The sequence below is a fragment of the Agrobacterium sp. 5Ca50 genome (genome assembly GCF_055381905.1).
This window is the reverse complement of the sequence record NZ_AP026438.1, coordinates 984,433-1,001,923: the sequence shown is the minus strand read 5'-3', so window position 1 is coordinate 1,001,923 and position 17,491 is coordinate 984,433. Positions and strand designations below refer to the sequence as shown.

Sequence of the window (17,491 nt, the reverse complement as noted above, 5' to 3'; positions counted from 1 at the left end):
TATCGTTTTAGAATGAAGTTCTGGCCACCGTCTGTCAGACTTTGGTCAGGAATACCGTCACAACAGGCTTTTTTCCCCAGCTCTGATGCGCTGTGGAACGCACGGCGCGGCGCACCGCTTCGCGTACCATGTCGAGGTCCTTGCGCTTGCTGCGTGGAATGCTCTCCACAGCGCCAAGAACGGCGTCATAAAGCGTATCTTCCATATCCTCGCCTTCGTCATCGAACTCCGGCAGGCCAAAAGGCACAACGTCCGGATCGCCAACAAAGTCAAAACGGCTGTCGAGCACGACGTTAACAGAGACATGGCCAGCAAAGGACAGCTTGCGTCGGTCGCCGATGCCCATTTCCTCGAAATCACCCATCAGCTTACCGTCCTTGAAGACACGGCCATGCGGCGCATCATCAATGACCTCTACCGGACCGGGCGCCAAACGCAGGATATTGCCGTTGCGAACTTTCGGTACTGTCTTGATGCCAGCCTGCTCTGCCAGTTCCTTCTGGGCCACCAGATGAGCGGCTTCACCGTGCACAGGCACGAGAATCTGGGGACGGGTCCACTCATACATTCTCAACAGTTCGTTGCGACGGGGGTGACCAGAGACATGCACCAGCGCCTCATTGTCGGTAACAATATGCACGCCCTGCTCGATCAGGCCGTTCTTGATATCGATAATGGCCTTTTCATTGCCGGGAATGGCGCGGGATGAGAACACCACCGTATCACCGGCCGCCAGCGCCACGTTGCGCATCTCATCGCGTGACAGCTTGGCAAGTGCGGCGCGCGCTTCGCCCTGCGATCCGGTGAGGATCAGCACCACCTTGTCACGTGGAATGTAACCATACTCATCTTCTGCCAGGAATGGCTTGATGCCTTCCATGATACCGATGTCGTGGGCAACGTTGACAACGCGCTTCAGCGAACTGCCAAGCAGCAGCACTTCACGGCCAGCGGCTTCCGCCGCCTGCGCAATCGACCGGATACGGCCGACATTGGAAGAGAAGGTGGTAATGGCCACCCTGCCCTCGGCATTTTCAATGATCTGGCGCAGACCTTCCGACACTTCATGTTCGGATGGCGAAACACCGTCACGCAGTGCATTGGTACTGTCGCACATCAGTGCCAGTACGCCCTCGTCACCCAGCGCGCGGAAACGGGCCTCATCCGTCAAAGGCCCAAGTGACGGTGCGTCATCGATTTTCCAGTCGCCGGTGTGAATGACGTTACCCAGTGGCGTACGGATAACAAGCGACATTGGCTCGGGGATGGAATGGTTGACGCCCACGGCCTCAATTTCAAATGGCCCGACATTGATACGGTCGCCAGCCTTGAACGGCGTGATCGGGATTTCAGCACGGGTGCCTTCGTAATTGCGCTTGGCTTCCAGCATGCCTGCCGTAAAGCCCGAGGCGAAGACCGGCACGTTGAGGCCCGGCCACAGATCATTGAGCGCGCCGTAATGGTCTTCATGGGCATGGGTAATGATGATGCCCTTGAGATTGTTTTTCTGCGCCTCGATGTAGCTGATGTCAGGCAGCACCAAATCAACACCCGGCAGATCCAGACCGGCAAAGGTTACACCGCAGTCCACCATGATCCACTGGCGTTTGGCAGCCGGGCCGTAACCATACAGCGCCAGGTTCATACCAATTTCGCCAACACCACCCAGTGGCAGGAATACGAGTTCATCCTGTTTCGACATCGTTCTTTTCCATATCGCGGCGAAACGGGACCGGTACCGGTCGTTGTTTCATCACCGCTTGCAAACATCGGCATTTACTTAAAACCGCCAGTTTCACGGAGCCGATGCGCACCCGCTGTGACGCCTTGCGATTACCGAGCTGCAAGGATGCTCCAAGTCCAAAGGTGTTGCCTGCGATACCGAAGTTGCGGTTACCGGTCAGGTGCCACCAAAAAATACATCGCCGGCGGCAATGGCGCGTGAGGGGCCATCGTCTTCGTTCAGCAGAAGGAAACCATTATCATCAATCCCGGTGAAGCGCCCGGAAATGGAACGATCCGGCAGATTGACGGTAATCCGCTCACCAATACCGCAGGCCGCAGCCCGCCAGGCATTCATGATCTCGGCAACACCCTGCCCGCGGTTCCAGATTTCCAGTACAGACGCCGTTTCGCGGAATAGATGGGCAAACAGTTCATCGGGTGAACAGGGGGCACCATGTTCCGACAACATCGTCACCGGATAGGCCGGATTATCAGGCTTGTGGGCAATGTTGATGCCAATACCGCTGACAACGGCGCGGCGTCCGTCACCCAAGAATTCCGCCTCCATGAGGATGCCACACGTCTTCTTGCGACCAATCAGGACATCATTCGGCCATTTGATCTCCAGTGGCTGTCCACCTGTGGGCAAAACCGTGCGCAGCGCACGATAAACACCGAGCGCGAAGGCCAGTGGCAAGGAGCCCATTTGTTCAGGCGCAGATGGATCAATCAGAAGAAGGGAAGCGTAGAGATTGCCGCGCTCTGAGACCCAGGGTCTGCCGCGCCGGCCACGCCCGCCTGTCTGGCGGGCAGCGGTAACCCAGAGATTACCAGTTTCGCCCGCTTTTGCGCGGGCGAAACATTCAATGTTGGTCGATGACGTTTCATCCAGACCCTCGTGCCGGAATTCATCAATGAAATTCCGGCTGGGTCTCATGCTGGTTCCGCTCAAAAGAATGTCTTGGCAGCAGCGTTGACTGCGTTACCGACAGGTCCGCCGAACAGAATGAAGCCGAGAACGAAGAGACCGGACAGCGCATACACAATGCGGTGTTCGATAGCCGGGCGCTCAAACTCACCCTTTGCATCGTCAAACCACATTACCTTGACCACACGCAGGTAGTAGAATGCACCAACAACCGAGCCAACCACACCGATGATAGCCAATGCGTAGAGCTTGGCTTCGATGGCTGCCAGGAACACGAAATACTTACCGAAGAAGCCTGCCAGCGGCGGAATACCGGCCAGCGAGAACATCAGTGCGGTCAGGACAACGGCCATGAACGGGTTGGTGGAGGACAGGCCTGCGAGATCGTCGACATTTTCGACATTGCCGATTTCCTTGCGGCGCATGGACAGAATGCAAGCGAAGGTGCCGAGCGTCATGACCATGTAGACCGTCATGTACATGACAACACCAGAGATGCCCGCTTCCGTGCCAGCAGCAAGACCAACCAGCGCGTAACCCATGTGACCGATGGAAGAATAGGCCATCAGACGCTTGATGTTTCGCTGGCCGATAGCGGCAAACGAACCAAGCAACATGGATGCAATCGAGATGAACACGACGATCTGCTGCCAGTCGGCAAATACCGGCTGGAAGGCTTCAACCACGATGCGGACCAGAATGGCCATCGCGCCGATTTTCGGAGCAGCGGACAGGAACGCAGTAACCGGGGTTGGTGCGCCTTCGTAAACGTCTGGCGTCCACATGTGGAACGGAACGGCAGAGATTTTGAATGCGAGACCGGCCAGCACGAACACCAGACCGAAGACCAGACCGAGCGAACGGGTTTCAGAGGTCAGAACCTTGGCAATTTCTTCAAAGCCAGTGTTGCCGGTGAAGCCATAGACCAGCGACATGCCGTAGAGCAGCATGCCGGAGGACAGCGCGCCGAGCACGAAGTACTTCAAACCAGCTTCCGTGGAGCGCAGGCTGTCACGGTTGATGGCGCAGATGACGTAGAGAGCAAGCGACTGAAGTTCCAACGCCATGTAGAGCGAGATCATGTCGTTTGCCGAAATCATCAGCAGGATGCCGAGGGTGGCAAGCACCAGCAGCACCGGATATTCGAAGCGCCCTATCGGCTCAACGCGGTTGTGGCCGATGGTCAGGATCATCGCCACGATCGAACCGATCAGGGCAATCACCTTCATGAAGTTACCGAAAGCGTCGGCGATGAAAGCGCCGCCGAAAGCGACGCCACTTGCGGGGTTAAAGACGATCCAGAGACCCGCAATGACGAGCAACGCAACTGCGAGGCCCGTGACTGTCGTTGTCGACTTGTCGCCCGAGAATACGCCAACCATGAGCAACGCCAGGGCACCGACCGCAAGGATCAGTTCCGGTGTCGCGATATGCAGACTGGCTAAGAGGAGTTCAGCGGTCATGTCCAACGGGTCCTGTCGTCAATTCAAAGTGAGCGCAACATTTTGCGCCGCCTGCAGTGCAGCCGTATAGTTGTTGATCAGCAGATCGACCGATGCAGCAGTCGCATCGAATACCGGAGCCGGATAGACACCGAAGAAGATCGTCAGGGCAACAAGCGGGTAAAGTATGACCTGTTCACGTGGAGACAGATCGAGCATGGCCTTCAGGCTTTCCTTTTCGAGCGCACCGAAAATGACGCGGCGGTAGAGCCACAGCGCATAGGCGGCAGAAAGGATAACACCAGTGGCGGCAAACAGTGCGACCCAGGTGTTGGCACGGAAAACGCCGACCAGTGTCAGGAATTCGCCGACGAAGCCGGAGGTGCCAGGCAAGCCGACATTGGCCATGGTGAAGATCATGAAGGCAACAGCATATTTAGGCATGTTGTTGACCAGACCACCGTATGCGGCAATGTCACGGGTGTGCAGGCGGTCGTAAACAACGCCTACGCAAAGGAAGAGCGCGCCGGACACGATACCGTGTGACAGCATCTGGAAGATAGCGCCCTGCAAGCCCTGCACGTTGGCTGCAAAGATACCCATTGTCACGTAACCCATGTGGGCAACGGACGAATAGGCAATCAGCTTCTTGATGTCTTCCTGCATCAGCGCGACCAGCGAGGTGTAGATGATGGCAAGAACGGACAGGGTGAAGACGAACGGCGCGAAATAGTCAGATGCCAGCGGGAACATCGACAGCGAGAAACGGATGAAACCGTAACCGCCAAGCTTCAGCATCACGCCAGCCAGGATAACCGAACCAGCGGTCGGTGCCTGAACGTGCGCATCTGGAAGCCATGTATGAACCGGCCACATCGGCATTTTCACCGCGAAAGCCGCGAAACATGCCAGCCACAGCCATGTCTGCATACCTGCAGGGAAGCCGAATTTCAGCAGTTCAGTGATGTCGGTCGTGCCAGCCTGCCAATACATCGCCATGATGGCGAGCATGGTCAGAACGGAACCGAGCAACGTGTAGAGGAAGAACTTGTAGGATGCGTAGACGCGATCCTTGCCGCCCCAGACACCGATGATAACGAACATCGGGATCAGTGTTGCTTCGAAGAACACGTAGAACAGAACAATGTCGAGAGCCACGAACACACCGATCATGACCACTTCCAGAAGAAGGAAGGCGATCATGTATTCCTTGATGCGCTTTTCAACCGAGTTCCAGCTGGCCAGAACACAGAACGGCATCAGGAATGTTGTCAGGATGACGAACAGCATAGAAATGCCGTCGACACCAAGGTGGTAAGCGGCGATCTCGCCGAACCATGCATGCTTCTCAACCATCTGGAAGCCCGGGTTCGAATTGTCGAAACCGATCCAGATGAACAGTGAAACGATGAATGTGAACACTGTCGTCAGCAGGGAGACGTTCAGAATATTACGGCGACCATACGGACCGTTTTCATTCGTCAGCAGCAGAAGTGCGACGCCCACCAGAGGCAGGAACGTGACCGTGGAAAGAATTGGCCAATCGGTCATTACAGGGCACTCCCGAGCATCATCCAGGTAACAAGGGCCGCGATACCAATCAGCATCGCAAACGCATAGTGATAGAGGTAACCGGATTGCAGGCGAACGATGCGGTTGGTTACATCAACCACGCGTGCTGCAACACCGTTTGGTCCGTAGGTGTCGATGACGGCAACGTCACCCTTCTTCCACAGGAACTTGCCAAGGGCTTTGGCCGAACGCACGAACAGGAAGTCGTACAGTTCATCGAAATACCACTTGTTGAGCAGGAACTGGTAGAGGCCACGGTGTGTTTCGGCCAAACGCTTCGGTACCGAAGGCGACTTGATATACATGTACCAGGCCGTCACGAAACCAAGAGCCATTGCCACAAACGGGCTCCACTTTACCCAGGTTGGAACATTGTGGAACTCATGGACGATGTGGTTCTCAGGACCGGTGAACAATGCACCCTTCCAGAATTCCTCATAGTGATGGCCGTAGAAGTATTCCACGAAGGCAACACCGGCAAACAGCGCACCAACCGTCAGGATAAACAGCGGAATGAGCATGACCATTGGCGATTCATGAACGTGGTGCATGACATCGTCAGAAGCGCGTGGCTTGCCGAAGAAGGTCATGAACGCCAGGCGCCATGAATAGAAGCTGGTGAACAGAGCCGCGATAACCAGCAGCGTGAAGGCGAAGCCGCCAAGGCTGGAATGCGAGGCAAAGGCAGATTCAATGATCGCATCCTTGGAGAAGAAGCCGGCAAAGCCGATCACGGTTCCAGGAATACCAACACCCGTCAGAGCCAGCGTACCGATTGTCATTGTCCAGAAGGTGACAGGGATGTGCTTGCGCAGACCACCCATGTAACGCATGTCCTGCTCACCATCCACGGCGTGAATGACCGAGCCGGCGCAAAGGAACAACAGCGCCTTGAAGAAGGCGTGCGTGAACAGGTGGAATACGGCCGCTCCGTAAGCGCCAACGCCGAGAGCCACGAACATGTAACCGAGCTGCGAACAGGTCGAATAAGCGATAACGCGCTTGATGTCGTTCTGAACCAGACCAACCGTTGCTGCAAAGAATGCGGTGATCGCGCCGATCAGGGTCACGAATGTCAGGGCATCCGGCGACAGTTCGAACAGAGGCGACATACGGGCAACAAGGAAGACACCGGCGGTCACCATGGTCGCGGCGTGAATGAGCGCCGACACAGGTGTCGGACCTTCCATCGCGTCTGGCAGCCAGGTGTGCAGCAGGAACTGCGCCGACTTACCCATCGAACCCATGAACAACAGCAGGCAGACAGCGGTGATCGCGTGACCCTTGTCGAGCTGCATGCCGAACAGGTTGATGACTGCTTCTGTCGATGCGGCGCCTTCTGGAGGTAGATAAGTGCTGGCAGCCGCGAAGATCGTTTCAAAATTGATCGAGCCGAACAGCACGAACACGCCGGCAATACCGAGAATGAAACCAAAGTCACCGACGCGGTTGACGATGAACGCCTTCATGGCCGCAGCAGAAGCCGACGGTTTTTTGAACCAGAAACCGATGAGCAGGTACGAAGCCAGACCCACGCCTTCCCAGCCGAAGAACATCTGCAGCAGGTTGTCGGAGGTGATCAGCATCAACATCGCGAAGGTAAACAGCGAAAGGTATGCAAAGAAACGCGGGCGATGCGGATCATGGTGCATGTAGCCGATCGAGTACAGGTGAACCAGCGTGGACACGGTGTTGACCACCACGAACATCACAGCCGTCAATGTATCGATACGGAATGCCCACTGGACATCGATGCCGCCGGACTGGATCCAGCGCAGCACTTCAACCTTGATCACTTCGCCGCCCTCGCCGTGATGACCGAGCGCAACGTTAAAGAAAACAATCCACGACAGGATTGCGACAACGATCATCAGACCGCTGGTGACATATTCCGAAGCCTTCGCACCGATCGAGCGGCCAAAGAGGCCTGCGATCAGGAAGCCGATAAGCGGCAGAAAGACGATAGCCTTATAGATCATAGCCTTATCAGCCCTTCATCATATTAACGTCTTCCACGGCAATCGAGCCGCGGTTGCGGTAGAAGACAACGAGTATTGCAAGACCGATAGCGGCTTCAGCAGCAGCAACGGTAAGAATGAACAAGGCGAACACCTGGCCAACGATATCGTTGAGGAACGACGAGAAAGCGACCATGTTCAGGTTCACGGCAAGCAGGATCAGTTCGATCGACATCAGGATAATGATGACGTTCTTGCGGTTCAGGAAGATGCCGAACACGCCGATCGTGAAGAGGATGGCGCTGAGCGTCAGGTAGTGGGAAAGTCCGATTTCCATATTTTCTATTCCTTGATCCGTCCGCGCCTCAGATACCTTGCCCCGGCTTTACCTTGACGACTTCGATAGCCGTCTTCGGATCGCGGGCAACCTGCTTGGAAATGTCCTGACGCTTGATGTCCGTACGGTGACGCAGGGTCAGTACGATCGCACCAATCATGGCGACCAGAAGCACAAGGCCAGCAAGCTGGAAGTAGTAGACGTAATGTGTGTAGAGCACATCGCCGAGAGCCGCCGTATTGGTGCGCTCCGCGATTGGCGGTATTGGCATGCTGATCGACTTTGCTGCCTCAGGCGAAATCATGCTGCCACCGATCACGATGATCAGTTCAGCGGCAAGAATGACGCCGACCAATGCGCCGATTGGCGCGTATTGCAGAACGCCAGAGCGGAATTCCGCGAAATCGACATCCAGCATCATGACGACGAACAGGAAGAGCACCGCCACAGCGCCGACATAAACGACCAGCAGGATCATGCCTAGGAATTCAGCGCCCGTCAGCAGGAAGAGAGCAGCAGCGTTGAAGAAGGTCAAAATCAGAAAAAGAACCGAGTGAACCGGGTTCCTTGCCGAGATAACCATGAATGCCGACGCGACCGCGACGAAGGCGAATATATAAAAGAATACAGCCTGCAGACCCATGTTGGTGCCTTTTTGTCCTGATCGGGCGAGCGAAACCTGTCACCCTGCCCGTTTGGAGGCCTGCGGTAAAACCGGCAGGCCCTACTTACAATTTGCGGTTTTCCGTAACAGTCAGAGCGACGGAAACATGCTTTCTTAGCGGTACGGTGCGTCGAGCGCGAGGTTGCGCGCGATTTCCCGTTCCCAGCGATCGCCATTTTCCAGAAGACGAGCCTTGTCGAAGTAAAGTTCTTCACGCGTTTCAGTGGCGAATTCGAAGTTCGGGCCTTCGACAATCGCGTCAACCGGGCAAGCTTCCTGGCAGAAACCGCAATAAATGCACTTCACCATGTCGATGTCGTAACGAACGGTACGACGTGTACCATCATTACGGCGCGGACCAGCTTCAATGGTAATGGCCTGCGCAGGACAGATGGCTTCACACAGCTTGCAGGCGATGCAACGCTCTTCGCCGTTTGGATAACGGCGTAGCGCATGTTCACCACGGAAGCGCGGAGAGACCGGACCCTTTTCAAAGGGATAGTTCACCGTTGCCTTCTGTTTGAAGAAGTGGCGCATCGTCAGGAAAATAGCTCCGACGAATTCCTTGAGGAACAGTGAATTGACGGCTTGTGAAAGGCTTGCCATCTCAACCTCCAAATCTGCAAGCGGACTGAACGGACATCATTATGCAGTTCCCGTCAGCTTGAGTACGAATGCAACAATAACGACCATGGCGAGCGACAGAGGAAGGAAGACCTTCCAGCCGAGTCGCATCAGTTGGTCATAGCGGTAGCGCGGAACGAATGCCTTCACCAGAGCGAACATGAAGAAGACCATGCCGCCCTTGAGGATAAACCACACAATGCCCGGAACCCAGTTCAGGAACCACACGTCGACGATCGGCAACCAGCCCCCTAGGAACAGGATGGTTGTGAGCGAGCACATCAAAACGATGGCCGCATATTCGCCGAGCATGAACATCATGTATGGGGTCGAGCCATATTCCACCATGTGACCGGCAACCAGTTCCGATTCCGCTTCCGGAAGATCGAAGGGAGGACGGTTGGTTTCTGCAAGGCACGAAATGAAGAACACGATGAACATCGGGAACAATGGCAACCAGTGCCAGTCGAGGAACGAAGCCGGAAGGCCGATCATTGTTCCAAGTCCGGTCTGCTGTGCATTGACGATATCCGTCAGGTTCAACGAACCGACGCAAAGAAGAACGGTCACGATAACAAGACCGATCGACACTTCATAAGATACCATCTGCGCGGCGGAACGAAGTGCACCAAGGAACGGGTACTTGGAGTTGGACGCCCAACCACCCATGATGATGCCGTAAACTTCGAGCGACGAAATCGCGAAGATGTAGAGAATACCGACATTGATGTTGGCGATGACCCAGCCATCCGCAAAGGGGATAACGGCGTAAGTCGCCAGAGCCAGCGTCACTGCAACCAGCGGCGCCAGAAGGAAAACCGCCTTGTTGGCACCGGCCGGAATGACCGGCTCCTTGAGAATGAACTTCAAAAGGTCGGCAAAGGACTGGAACAGACCCCAAGGACCAACAACGTTTGGACCACGGCGCAGCTGAACAGCAGCCCACACCTTACGGTCAGCCAGCAGGATGAACGCGATGAAAACCAAGAGGCAAACGAGAAGCAGCAGGGACTGGCCGATCATGATCAGCGCGGGCCAGACATAGCTCCAGAAAAACGAATCCATAATCTCCTGCCTTACTCTGCCGCAGCCTTGAAATTGTTGCGGGCCAATGCGGAGCACTCAGCCATCACGGCGGACGCTCTCGCAATAGGGTTCGTCAAATAGAAGTCCTTCACGGGTGAAGCAAACCCGGACTTGTTCATTTTACCGGCCTTTTTGGCCAGAGCTTCGATATCGGATGCGTTGCCGGCTGCAATTTCGTCGAGACCGGCGAAGTGCGGGTGGGCAGCGTAAAGCTGCGCGCGCAGGGCAGACAGCGAATCGAACGGCAGCTTGTGACCGAGAACGTCGGAAAGCGCACGCAGGATTGCCCAGTCTTCACGAGCGTCGCCCGGTGCGAAACCGGCGCGGTTGCCCATCTGAACGCGGCCTTCGGTGTTGACCCAGATGCCGGACTTTTCGGTGTAGGCAGCGGCAGGCAGGATCACGTCGGCATTCATTGCGCCGTTGTCACCATGCGAACCGATGTAAACCGTGAACTTTGCAGCCTTGGCCGACAGGTCGATTTCGTCTGCGCCGAGCAGGAACAGAACGTCCATCGACGATACCATTTCAGCAGCGGCAACACCGCCCTGCCCCGGCACGAAGCCGAGATCCAGACCGCCAACGCGTGATGCTGCGGTGTGCAGAACCGAGAAGCCATTCCATTCTTCGGAGACGGCGCCAACAGCAACGGCAAGCTTCGCAGCAGTTGCCAGAACGTCTGCACCATCAGCGCGCGACAATGCGCCCTGGCCGATGAGGATCAGCGGGTTCTTGGCGTTCTTCAGCTTTTCAACAAAGCTGTGCGAACCATCTGCCAGTTCCTTCAGCGTGTCCGTGCCGGAACCGAGGTAGTCATAGGAGTAACGCAGTTCACCAGCTTCGCCGATCAGACCGATCGGGAAACCGCCACGGCGCCAGCGCTTGCGAATGCGTGCGTTGAGCACGGCAGCTTCGTAACGTGGGTTGGCACCGACGATCAGCAATGCGTCAGCCTGTTCAATACCTTCGATGGTTGCATTGAAGAGGTAGCTTGAACGGCCGAGCGCCGGGTTGAGAGCAACGCCATCCTGACGGCAGTCAACATTGGCCGAACCAAGCGATGCCAGCAGCGACTTGAGCGCGAACATTTCTTCAACCGATGCCAGGTCGCCAGCGATCGCGCCGATCTTGTCGCCGCTTGCGGCGGACACTGCGGACTTGATGGCAGCAAATGCCTCGCCCCAGGATGCTGGTGCGAGACGGCCATTCTGGCGAACGTAAGGACGGTCGAGACGCTGGGTCTTCAAACCATCCCAGATGAAACGGCTCTTGTCGGAAATCCACTCTTCGTTGATGGCTTCGTTGACGCGCGGCATAACGCGCATCACTTCGCGACCACGGGTGTCAACGCGGATTGCGGAACCCAGAGCATCCATCACGTCGATGGTTTCAGTCTTGTTCAGTTCCCATGGACGCGCCGTAAATGCGAACGGCTTGGAGGTCAGCGCGCCAACCGGGCACAGGTCAACAACGTTACCCTGCAGCTCGGAGGTCATTGCCTGCTCGAGGTAGGTGGTGATTTCAGCGTCTTCACCGCGGCCGATCAGACCGAGTTCAGCGATACCAGCCACTTCCGTCGTGAAGCGAACGCAACGCGTGCAGTGAATGCAGCGGTTCATCACGGTCTTGACGAGCGGTCCAATATACTTGTCTTCAACCGCACGCTTGTTTTCAGCATAACGCGAACCAGCAATACCGAAGGCCATAGCCTGGTCCTGAAGGTCGCATTCGCCGCCCTGGTCACAGATCGGGCAATCAAGCGGGTGGTTGATCAGCAGGAATTCCATCACACCTTCGCGGGCCTTCTTGACCATAGGCGTGTTGGTGAAAATCTCAGGCAGTTCGCCATTCGGGCCGCCACGCACATCGCGTACGCCCATGGCGCAGGATGCGGCAGGTTTGGGCGGTCCGCCCTTTACCTCGATAAGACACATGCGGCAGTTACCCGCGACCGACAAACGCTCGTGAAAACAAAAGCGCGGAACTTCAGCTCCAGCCTCCTCACACGCCTGCAACAGCGTGAAATGATCCGGAACCTCGATCTCTTTACCGTCAACCTTGAGCTTTGCCATGGTTCTACTTACGTCCTGTTGCCTGTCCGTCCCGCACTCTTTGCGTTCCGCGACAAATCCTCATCGCAATAGCGCAAACGAACTGCGCTTCATGCTTCATTTTGTCAAAGGCACCGGTATCATTACCGGCACCCTCCCCTGCACAATCGAAACCGATTATTCAGCAGCTTCCAATACAGCACCATGATCCATGGCTCTGTAGGTGTATTCATCGATACGCCGTTCGATTTCCGGACGGAAATTGCGGATCAGAGCCTGGATTGGCCATGCAGCCGCATCGCCCAGCGCGCAGATGGTGTGGCCTTCGATCTGCTTGGTCACTTCCAGCAGCATATCGATTTCGCGCTTCTGCGCGTTGCCCTTCACCATGCGCTCCATGACGCGCATCATCCAGCCTGTACCTTCACGGCAAGGCGTGCACTGGCCGCAACTCTCGTGCTTGTAGAAAGCAGCCAGACGCCAGATGGCTTTAACAATATCCGTAGACTTGTCCATCACGATCACAGCAGCCGTACCGAAGGACGACTTCACGTCACGCATGCCGTCAAAGTCCATCGGTGCGTCGATGATATCCTCGGCCTTGACGACCGGGCAGGAAGAACCGCCTGGAATAACGGCCAGCAGGTTATCCCAACCGCCGCGGATACCGCCACAGTGACGCTCGATCAGCTCACGGAAAGGAATGCCCATGGCTTCTTCGACCGTGCAAGGACGGTTGACGTGACCGGACACCATGAACAGCTTGGTGCCGACATTGTTTGGACGACCAATGGCCGAAAACCATGCAGCGCCACGGCGCAGGATGGTTGGCGCAACTGCAATCGACTCAACGTTGTTAACGGTGGTCGGGCAGCCATAAAGACCCATGTTGGCCGGGAATGGCGGCTTGAGGCGTGGCTGGCCCTTCTTGCCTTCAAGGCTTTCCAGAAGTGCTGTTTCCTCGCCGCAGATGTAGGCACCGGCACCATGATGCACGTAAACATCGAAGTCCCAGCCGTTCTTGTTGTTTTTACCCAATAAACCGGCGTCGTAGCATTCATCGATAGCGGCCTGCAGCGCTTCACGCTCACGCATGTATTCGCCGCGAACATAAATGTAAGCCGTGTGGGCACCCATGGCGAAACCGGCCAGAACGCAACCCTCGATCAGGGTATGCGGGTCATGGCGCAGGATTTCACGGTCTTTGCAGGTACCTGGTTCGGATTCGTCGGCGTTGACCACGAGATAATGTGGACGGCCGTCGTTTTCCTTCGGCATGAAGGACCACTTGAGACCTGTCGGGAAGCCAGCGCCGCCACGACCACGAAGGCCGGAGGCCTTCATCTCATTGATGATCCAGTCACGGCCCTTTTCGATAAGGATCTTTGTACCATCCCAATGGCCACGCGACATCGCGCCCTTCAGGGACTTGTCCTTAAGGCCGTAGATATTGGTAAAGATGCGATCTTGATCTTTTAACATACGTCACCTCTTACCGCGGCTTCTTGCCGAAGACTTTAATGTATTCGGCTTCGCCACCTTTGGCGAGCGCCTCGGCCTGGCGGACCCAATCGTCCCGCACAATACGACCCTTGAAATTCAGGTAGCCATCAACCCATTCCTGTTCGTCCTTTTTCCATTCCGCAACTTGCGCGAAGGTGAAGATGCCGATGTCATGCAGAATGGATTCGATTTTCGGACCTACGCCCGAAATCAGCTTCAAATCATCCGGAGTTTCAGGCTTTGCAACGGCGGCAGGACGATTCTTGTCGTCCAGAGAAGGCTTTTCAGACTTCGTATCTACGCCAGTTGCTTCCTTCTCGGCTGCCTTGACGTTTTCCTCGGCTGCCTTTGGGGCAGTAAGAGGCGTCTTCAGCTTTGGATCTGTTTCAGGTGCATCCGTCTTAGGCTTTGCCGCATTGGACGGCGGAACCTGTGCAGTATCTGCTTTGGCTTCAGCAGGTGCAGCAGCCGGAGCTTCAAGATTGGTACGAACCAGCTTGATTTCTTCGGTCAGCGACGTCAGGCCACCTTCAGGTACCGAGAAATGACGGTCGATCTGTGGGCCGGGAGTGATGGTGTCACCCTTGCCTGCTTCAAACGCGTCGATGATCTCTTCCAGACGCTCAGGCGTCAGATCCTCATAGGCATCCTTGAAGATGATAACCATTGGTGCGTTAACGCAGGCGCCCTGACATTCAACTTCTTCCCAGGACAGCGTGCCTTCGGCGTTTGGTGTCAGCGGATCATGGTGGATCTTGTGACGGCAGACATCCATCAGCGCTTCGGAACCACGCAGCATGCACGGCGTTGTACCGCACACCTGAATGTGGGCGCGCGTCCCAACCGGCTTCAGCTGGAATTGGGTGTAGAAGGTCGCAACTTCCAGTACGCGGATATAGGGCATATCCAGCATGTCAGCGATCTGCTCGATGCAGGCACGGGTAACCCAGCCATCCTGCTCCTGAGCCCTCATCAACAGAGGAATCACTGCGGACTGCTGACGGCCTTCCGGATATTTCTGGATCGTCTTTTCCGCCCATGCAGCATTTGCCTCATTGAAGGCAAAGTTGACAGGCTGGACCTGATCTTCGGCTAATCGACGAACGGACATACTAGCTCACGCCTCATCAGTTTAACGGCTCACACCGCGACTCCACCACCGTGGCGAATTCGCAGGCATAAGCCGATTTGTCTTTTTGCAAAAATACAATGAACTTCTTGCCGTTGGGCACCGAGGCTTTGATCTCGTAGCCTGCGGACAGAAGTCCTCGAATGGTGGAAACCCCGCCACTGGATGCAGAGCTCATGTTGTCCGATGTCTGTGCAAATGCAGCAGAAGCGCCGGACAACAGAACAGCCAAATATGCCAGTGGCAGACGCATTAGCGGTCGACCTCCCCGAACACGATGTCGAGAGAACCAAGAACAGCCGTCACGTCGGCGAGCTGGTGGCCCTTGCAGAGGAAATCCATGGCCTGCAGGTGCACAAAACCCGGAGCGCGGATCTTGCAGCGGTAAGGCTTGTTGCTGCCGTCGGCAACGACATAGACGCCGAACTCACCCTTCGGTGCTTCAACGGCGGCGTAAACCTCACCGGCTGGCACGTGGTAACCTTCGGTATAGAGCTTGAAGTGGTGAATGAGCGCTTCCATCGAACGCTTCATTTCGCCTCGCTTCGGCGGAACAACCTTGCCGTCAAGCGCCGATACGGCTCCAACGCGGTGCTTGCCCTGCAGAAGCTCAACGCACTGCTTCATGATGCGAACCGACTGGCGCATCTCCTGCATACGAATGAGGTAACGGTCATAACAGTCACCGTTCTTGCCGACAGGAATGTCGAACTCCAGATCGGAGTAACATTCGTAAGGCTGCGAACGACGCAGGTCCCAGGCAGCGCCGGAACCACGAACCATAACGCCCGAGAAGCCCCAGTTGAACGCGTCTTCCAGCGTCACAACGCCGATATCGACGTTACGCTGCTTGTAGATGCGGTTATCGGTCAGCAGGCCTTCGATGTTGTCGAGAACGGTAATGAACGGGTCACACCACTTGCCGATATCATCGACCAGCTCTGGCGGGATATCCTGGTGTACGCCACCTGGGCGAACATAGGCTGCGTGCATGCGCGCGCCACAGGCACGCTCATAGAACACCATCAGCTTTTCGCGTTCTTCGAAGCCCCAAACCGGCGGTGTCATGGCGCCAACGTCCATAGCCTGCGTGGTGACGTTCATGATGTGCGACAGGATGCGGCCGATTTCGGAAAACAGCACGCGGATCAACTGACCACGCATCGGGATTTCAAGGCCGAGAAGCTTTTCAACAGCAAGCGCGAAGGCATGCTCCTGGTTCATCGGCGAAACGTAGTCCAGACGGTCGAAATACGGCACGGCCTGAAGGTAGGTCTTGGTTTCGATCAGCTTTTCCGTGCCGCGGTGCAACAAACCGATATGCGGATCGACGCGCTCGACGATTTCACCGTCCAGTTCAAGAACAAGACGCAACACGCCGTGCGCGGAAGGGTGTTCCGGGCCGAAGTTGATGGTGAAGTTGCGAACATTATGTTCAGTCATGCTTTTGCTCCGCCGACGTGACCATGGCGATGAATTCGGCACCGGTCATGTTCTTCGTGGCCTGGGTGAATGAATAGCAATCAGGCTTTTCGTCTATAAAAATCTGCGAAACGAGCCGGTAATCGGAAGGGTTCTCGAATGCCTGAACGGAAACGGCCGTGTGCGCACCATCCTTGGAACGCCACAAAAGGGTGCTGCCGCATGACGCGCAGAAACACCGCTCACCCCATTCAGAAGACGAATAGACGCCAAGCGCCTTTTCGTCTGCAAACGTCACACCTTCGCATTCAACCGCAAGAAAGACGCCGCCGGACCAGCGACGGCACATGGAACAATGGCAGACACCGACCTCCCGGGCACCAACCTGTGCCTCGAAGCGAACGGCGCCGCAAAGACATTGCCCCTGCTCTCGCGTTGTTTCGGTCGTCATTGCTTCGCCTTCTCGTCGCCCGGAAGAACGTAATCCGTTCCCTCCCAAGGAGAAAGGAAGTCGAAGTTACGGAATTCCTGCTTCAACTCGACCGGCTCATACAGAACGCGCTTCAGTACGTCATCGTAACGTACTTCTACAAATCCGGTAACCGGGAAGTCCTTGCGCAGCGGATGGCCTTCAAAGCCGTAATCGGTGAGAATACGACGAAGGTCGGCATGGCCCTCAAACGGAATGCCGTACATATCCCATGCTTCGCGTTCGAACCATTCCGCACCCATGAACACGGATGTCGAGGATGGAACGCCCTCGTCTTCCGCTACCTGCAGCTTCACCCGCACACGCAGGTTCTGACGAGGAGACAGAAGATGATAGACAACATCGAAACGCTTTTCGCGGCGCGGCCAGTCAACGCCGCAGATATCGATAATGTTGATAAAACCGCACTGGACGTCATCCCGCAGGAAGGTCAGCAGTGCGATAACATTGGCTGGCGTTGTGTTCAGGGTGAGTTCGCCGAAAGCAATATCGGCAGACTCAACCAACGAACCACGTGCTTCCTTAACATAGGCAGCAAGATCGGTAAGAGCTTCACTCAT

At 56.0% G+C, this 17,491-nt stretch carries 16 protein-coding genes; all 16 read right to left on the bottom strand.

The window, feature by feature from the left end; genetic code table 11:
* Positions 1-34 precede the first annotated feature (34 nt).
* Positions 35-1,702, bottom strand: a complete 1,668-nt coding sequence (locus tag ACZ5FM_RS04825) for a ribonuclease J (RefSeq protein ID WP_250982792.1) — start codon at positions 1,700-1,702, stop codon at positions 35-37.
* 198 nt (positions 1,703-1,900) lie between these two features.
* On the bottom strand, positions 1,901-2,662 hold the full coding sequence (locus ACZ5FM_RS04820; RefSeq protein WP_464039849.1) for a biotin--[acetyl-CoA-carboxylase] ligase: 762 nt from the start codon (positions 2,660-2,662) through the stop codon (positions 1,901-1,903).
* An 11-nt stretch (positions 2,663-2,673) separates the two neighbouring features.
* A complete protein-coding gene (gene nuoN, locus ACZ5FM_RS04815) occupies positions 2,674-4,116 on the bottom strand; it encodes an NADH-quinone oxidoreductase subunit NuoN (protein ID WP_259145215.1) in 1,443 nt (480 codons plus the stop codon).
* Positions 4,117-4,134: 18 nt separating this feature from the next.
* Positions 4,135-5,646 carry an NADH-quinone oxidoreductase subunit M gene (locus ACZ5FM_RS04810; protein ID WP_250982795.1) on the bottom strand — a complete coding sequence of 504 codons (1,512 nt, stop codon included), beginning with the start codon at positions 5,644-5,646 and terminating at the stop codon, positions 4,135-4,137.
* Positions 5,646-7,646, bottom strand: coding sequence for an NADH-quinone oxidoreductase subunit L (gene nuoL / locus ACZ5FM_RS04805; RefSeq protein ID WP_464039848.1), 2,001 nt, complete (start codon positions 7,644-7,646; stop codon positions 5,646-5,648). The genes ACZ5FM_RS04810 and nuoL overlap by 1 nt, the downstream gene beginning before the upstream one ends.
* Before the next feature lie 7 nt (positions 7,647-7,653).
* On the bottom strand, positions 7,654-7,962 hold the full coding sequence (gene nuoK, locus ACZ5FM_RS04800; RefSeq protein WP_192487566.1) for an NADH-quinone oxidoreductase subunit NuoK: 309 nt from the start codon (positions 7,960-7,962) through the stop codon (positions 7,654-7,656).
* A gap of 28 nt (positions 7,963-7,990) precedes the next feature.
* The gene (locus ACZ5FM_RS04795; protein WP_192487565.1) at positions 7,991-8,605 is read right to left on the bottom strand and encodes an NADH-quinone oxidoreductase subunit J; all 615 of its coding nucleotides are present in this window, start codon (positions 8,603-8,605) and stop codon (positions 7,991-7,993) included.
* A 135-nt stretch (positions 8,606-8,740) separates the two neighbouring features.
* On the bottom strand, positions 8,741-9,232 hold the full coding sequence (nuoI, locus tag ACZ5FM_RS04790; RefSeq protein ID WP_192487564.1) for an NADH-quinone oxidoreductase subunit NuoI: 492 nt from the start codon (positions 9,230-9,232) through the stop codon (positions 8,741-8,743).
* Positions 9,233-9,271: 39 nt separating this feature from the next.
* The gene (nuoH, locus tag ACZ5FM_RS04785) at positions 9,272-10,315 is read right to left on the bottom strand and encodes an NADH-quinone oxidoreductase subunit NuoH (RefSeq protein ID WP_192487563.1); all 1,044 of its coding nucleotides are present in this window, start codon (positions 10,313-10,315) and stop codon (positions 9,272-9,274) included.
* A gap of 11 nt (positions 10,316-10,326) precedes the next feature.
* Positions 10,327-12,408 (bottom strand): NADH-quinone oxidoreductase subunit NuoG, encoded by a 2,082-nt coding sequence (nuoG, locus tag ACZ5FM_RS04780; RefSeq protein WP_192487562.1) that lies wholly within the window; start codon positions 12,406-12,408, stop codon positions 10,327-10,329.
* A gap of 156 nt (positions 12,409-12,564) precedes the next feature.
* Positions 12,565-13,869: an NADH-quinone oxidoreductase subunit NuoF gene (gene nuoF, locus ACZ5FM_RS04775; RefSeq protein ID WP_250982798.1), complete on the bottom strand. Its 1,305-nt coding sequence runs from the start codon at positions 13,867-13,869 to the stop codon at positions 12,565-12,567.
* 10 nt (positions 13,870-13,879) lie between these two features.
* On the bottom strand, positions 13,880-15,001 hold the full coding sequence (locus tag ACZ5FM_RS04770; RefSeq protein WP_464039847.1) for an NADH-quinone oxidoreductase subunit E: 1,122 nt from the start codon (positions 14,999-15,001) through the stop codon (positions 13,880-13,882).
* A gap of 16 nt (positions 15,002-15,017) precedes the next feature.
* Positions 15,018-15,272 carry a hypothetical protein gene (locus tag ACZ5FM_RS04765; protein WP_464039846.1) on the bottom strand — a complete coding sequence of 85 codons (255 nt, stop codon included), beginning with the start codon at positions 15,270-15,272 and terminating at the stop codon, positions 15,018-15,020.
* Positions 15,272-16,462 carry an NADH-quinone oxidoreductase subunit D gene (locus ACZ5FM_RS04760; protein ID WP_250982800.1) on the bottom strand — a complete coding sequence of 397 codons (1,191 nt, stop codon included), beginning with the start codon at positions 16,460-16,462 and terminating at the stop codon, positions 15,272-15,274. Before ACZ5FM_RS04760 ends, ACZ5FM_RS04765 begins: the two co-directional genes overlap by 1 nt.
* Positions 16,455-16,892, bottom strand: coding sequence for a GFA family protein (locus ACZ5FM_RS04755; RefSeq protein ID WP_192487557.1), 438 nt, complete (start codon positions 16,890-16,892; stop codon positions 16,455-16,457). The genes ACZ5FM_RS04760 and ACZ5FM_RS04755 overlap by 8 nt, the downstream gene beginning before the upstream one ends.
* The gene (locus ACZ5FM_RS04750) at positions 16,889-17,491 is read right to left on the bottom strand and encodes an NADH-quinone oxidoreductase subunit C (RefSeq protein WP_192487556.1); all 603 of its coding nucleotides are present in this window, start codon (positions 17,489-17,491) and stop codon (positions 16,889-16,891) included. Before ACZ5FM_RS04750 ends, ACZ5FM_RS04755 begins: the two co-directional genes overlap by 4 nt.

Coding starts and splice junctions, on each gene's coding strand:
- ACZ5FM_RS04825 (WP_250982792.1), bottom strand. CDS start 1,702: ATGTCGAAACAGGATGAACTCGTATTCCTGCCACTGGGTGGTGTTGGC.
- ACZ5FM_RS04820 (WP_464039849.1), bottom strand. CDS start 2,662: ATGAGACCCAGCCGGAATTTCATTGATGAATTCCGGCACGAGGGTCTG.
- nuoN (WP_259145215.1), bottom strand. CDS start 4,116: ATGACCGCTGAACTCCTCTTAGCCAGTCTGCATATCGCGACACCGGAA.
- ACZ5FM_RS04810 (WP_250982795.1), bottom strand. CDS start 5,646: ATGACCGATTGGCCAATTCTTTCCACGGTCACGTTCCTGCCTCTGGTG.
- nuoL (WP_464039848.1), bottom strand. CDS start 7,646: ATGATCTATAAGGCTATCGTCTTTCTGCCGCTTATCGGCTTCCTGATC.
- nuoK (WP_192487566.1), bottom strand. CDS start 7,962: ATGGAAATCGGACTTTCCCACTACCTGACGCTCAGCGCCATCCTCTTC.
- ACZ5FM_RS04795 (WP_192487565.1), bottom strand. CDS start 8,605: ATGGGTCTGCAGGCTGTATTCTTTTATATATTCGCCTTCGTCGCGGTC.
- nuoI (WP_192487564.1), bottom strand. CDS start 9,232: ATGGCAAGCCTTTCACAAGCCGTCAATTCACTGTTCCTCAAGGAATTC.
- nuoH (WP_192487563.1), bottom strand. CDS start 10,315: ATGGATTCGTTTTTCTGGAGCTATGTCTGGCCCGCGCTGATCATGATC.
- nuoG (WP_192487562.1), bottom strand. CDS start 12,408: ATGGCAAAGCTCAAGGTTGACGGTAAAGAGATCGAGGTTCCGGATCAT.
- nuoF (WP_250982798.1), bottom strand. CDS start 13,869: ATGTTAAAAGATCAAGATCGCATCTTTACCAATATCTACGGCCTTAAG.
- ACZ5FM_RS04770 (WP_464039847.1), bottom strand. CDS start 15,001: ATGTCCGTTCGTCGATTAGCCGAAGATCAGGTCCAGCCTGTCAACTTT.
- ACZ5FM_RS04765 (WP_464039846.1), bottom strand. CDS start 15,272: ATGCGTCTGCCACTGGCATATTTGGCTGTTCTGTTGTCCGGCGCTTCT.
- ACZ5FM_RS04760 (WP_250982800.1), bottom strand. CDS start 16,462: ATGACTGAACATAATGTTCGCAACTTCACCATCAACTTCGGCCCGGAA.
- ACZ5FM_RS04755 (WP_192487557.1), bottom strand. CDS start 16,892: ATGACGACCGAAACAACGCGAGAGCAGGGGCAATGTCTTTGCGGCGCC.
- ACZ5FM_RS04750 (WP_192487556.1), bottom strand. CDS start 17,491: ATGAGTGAAGCTCTTACCGATCTTGCTGCCTATGTTAAGGAAGCACGT.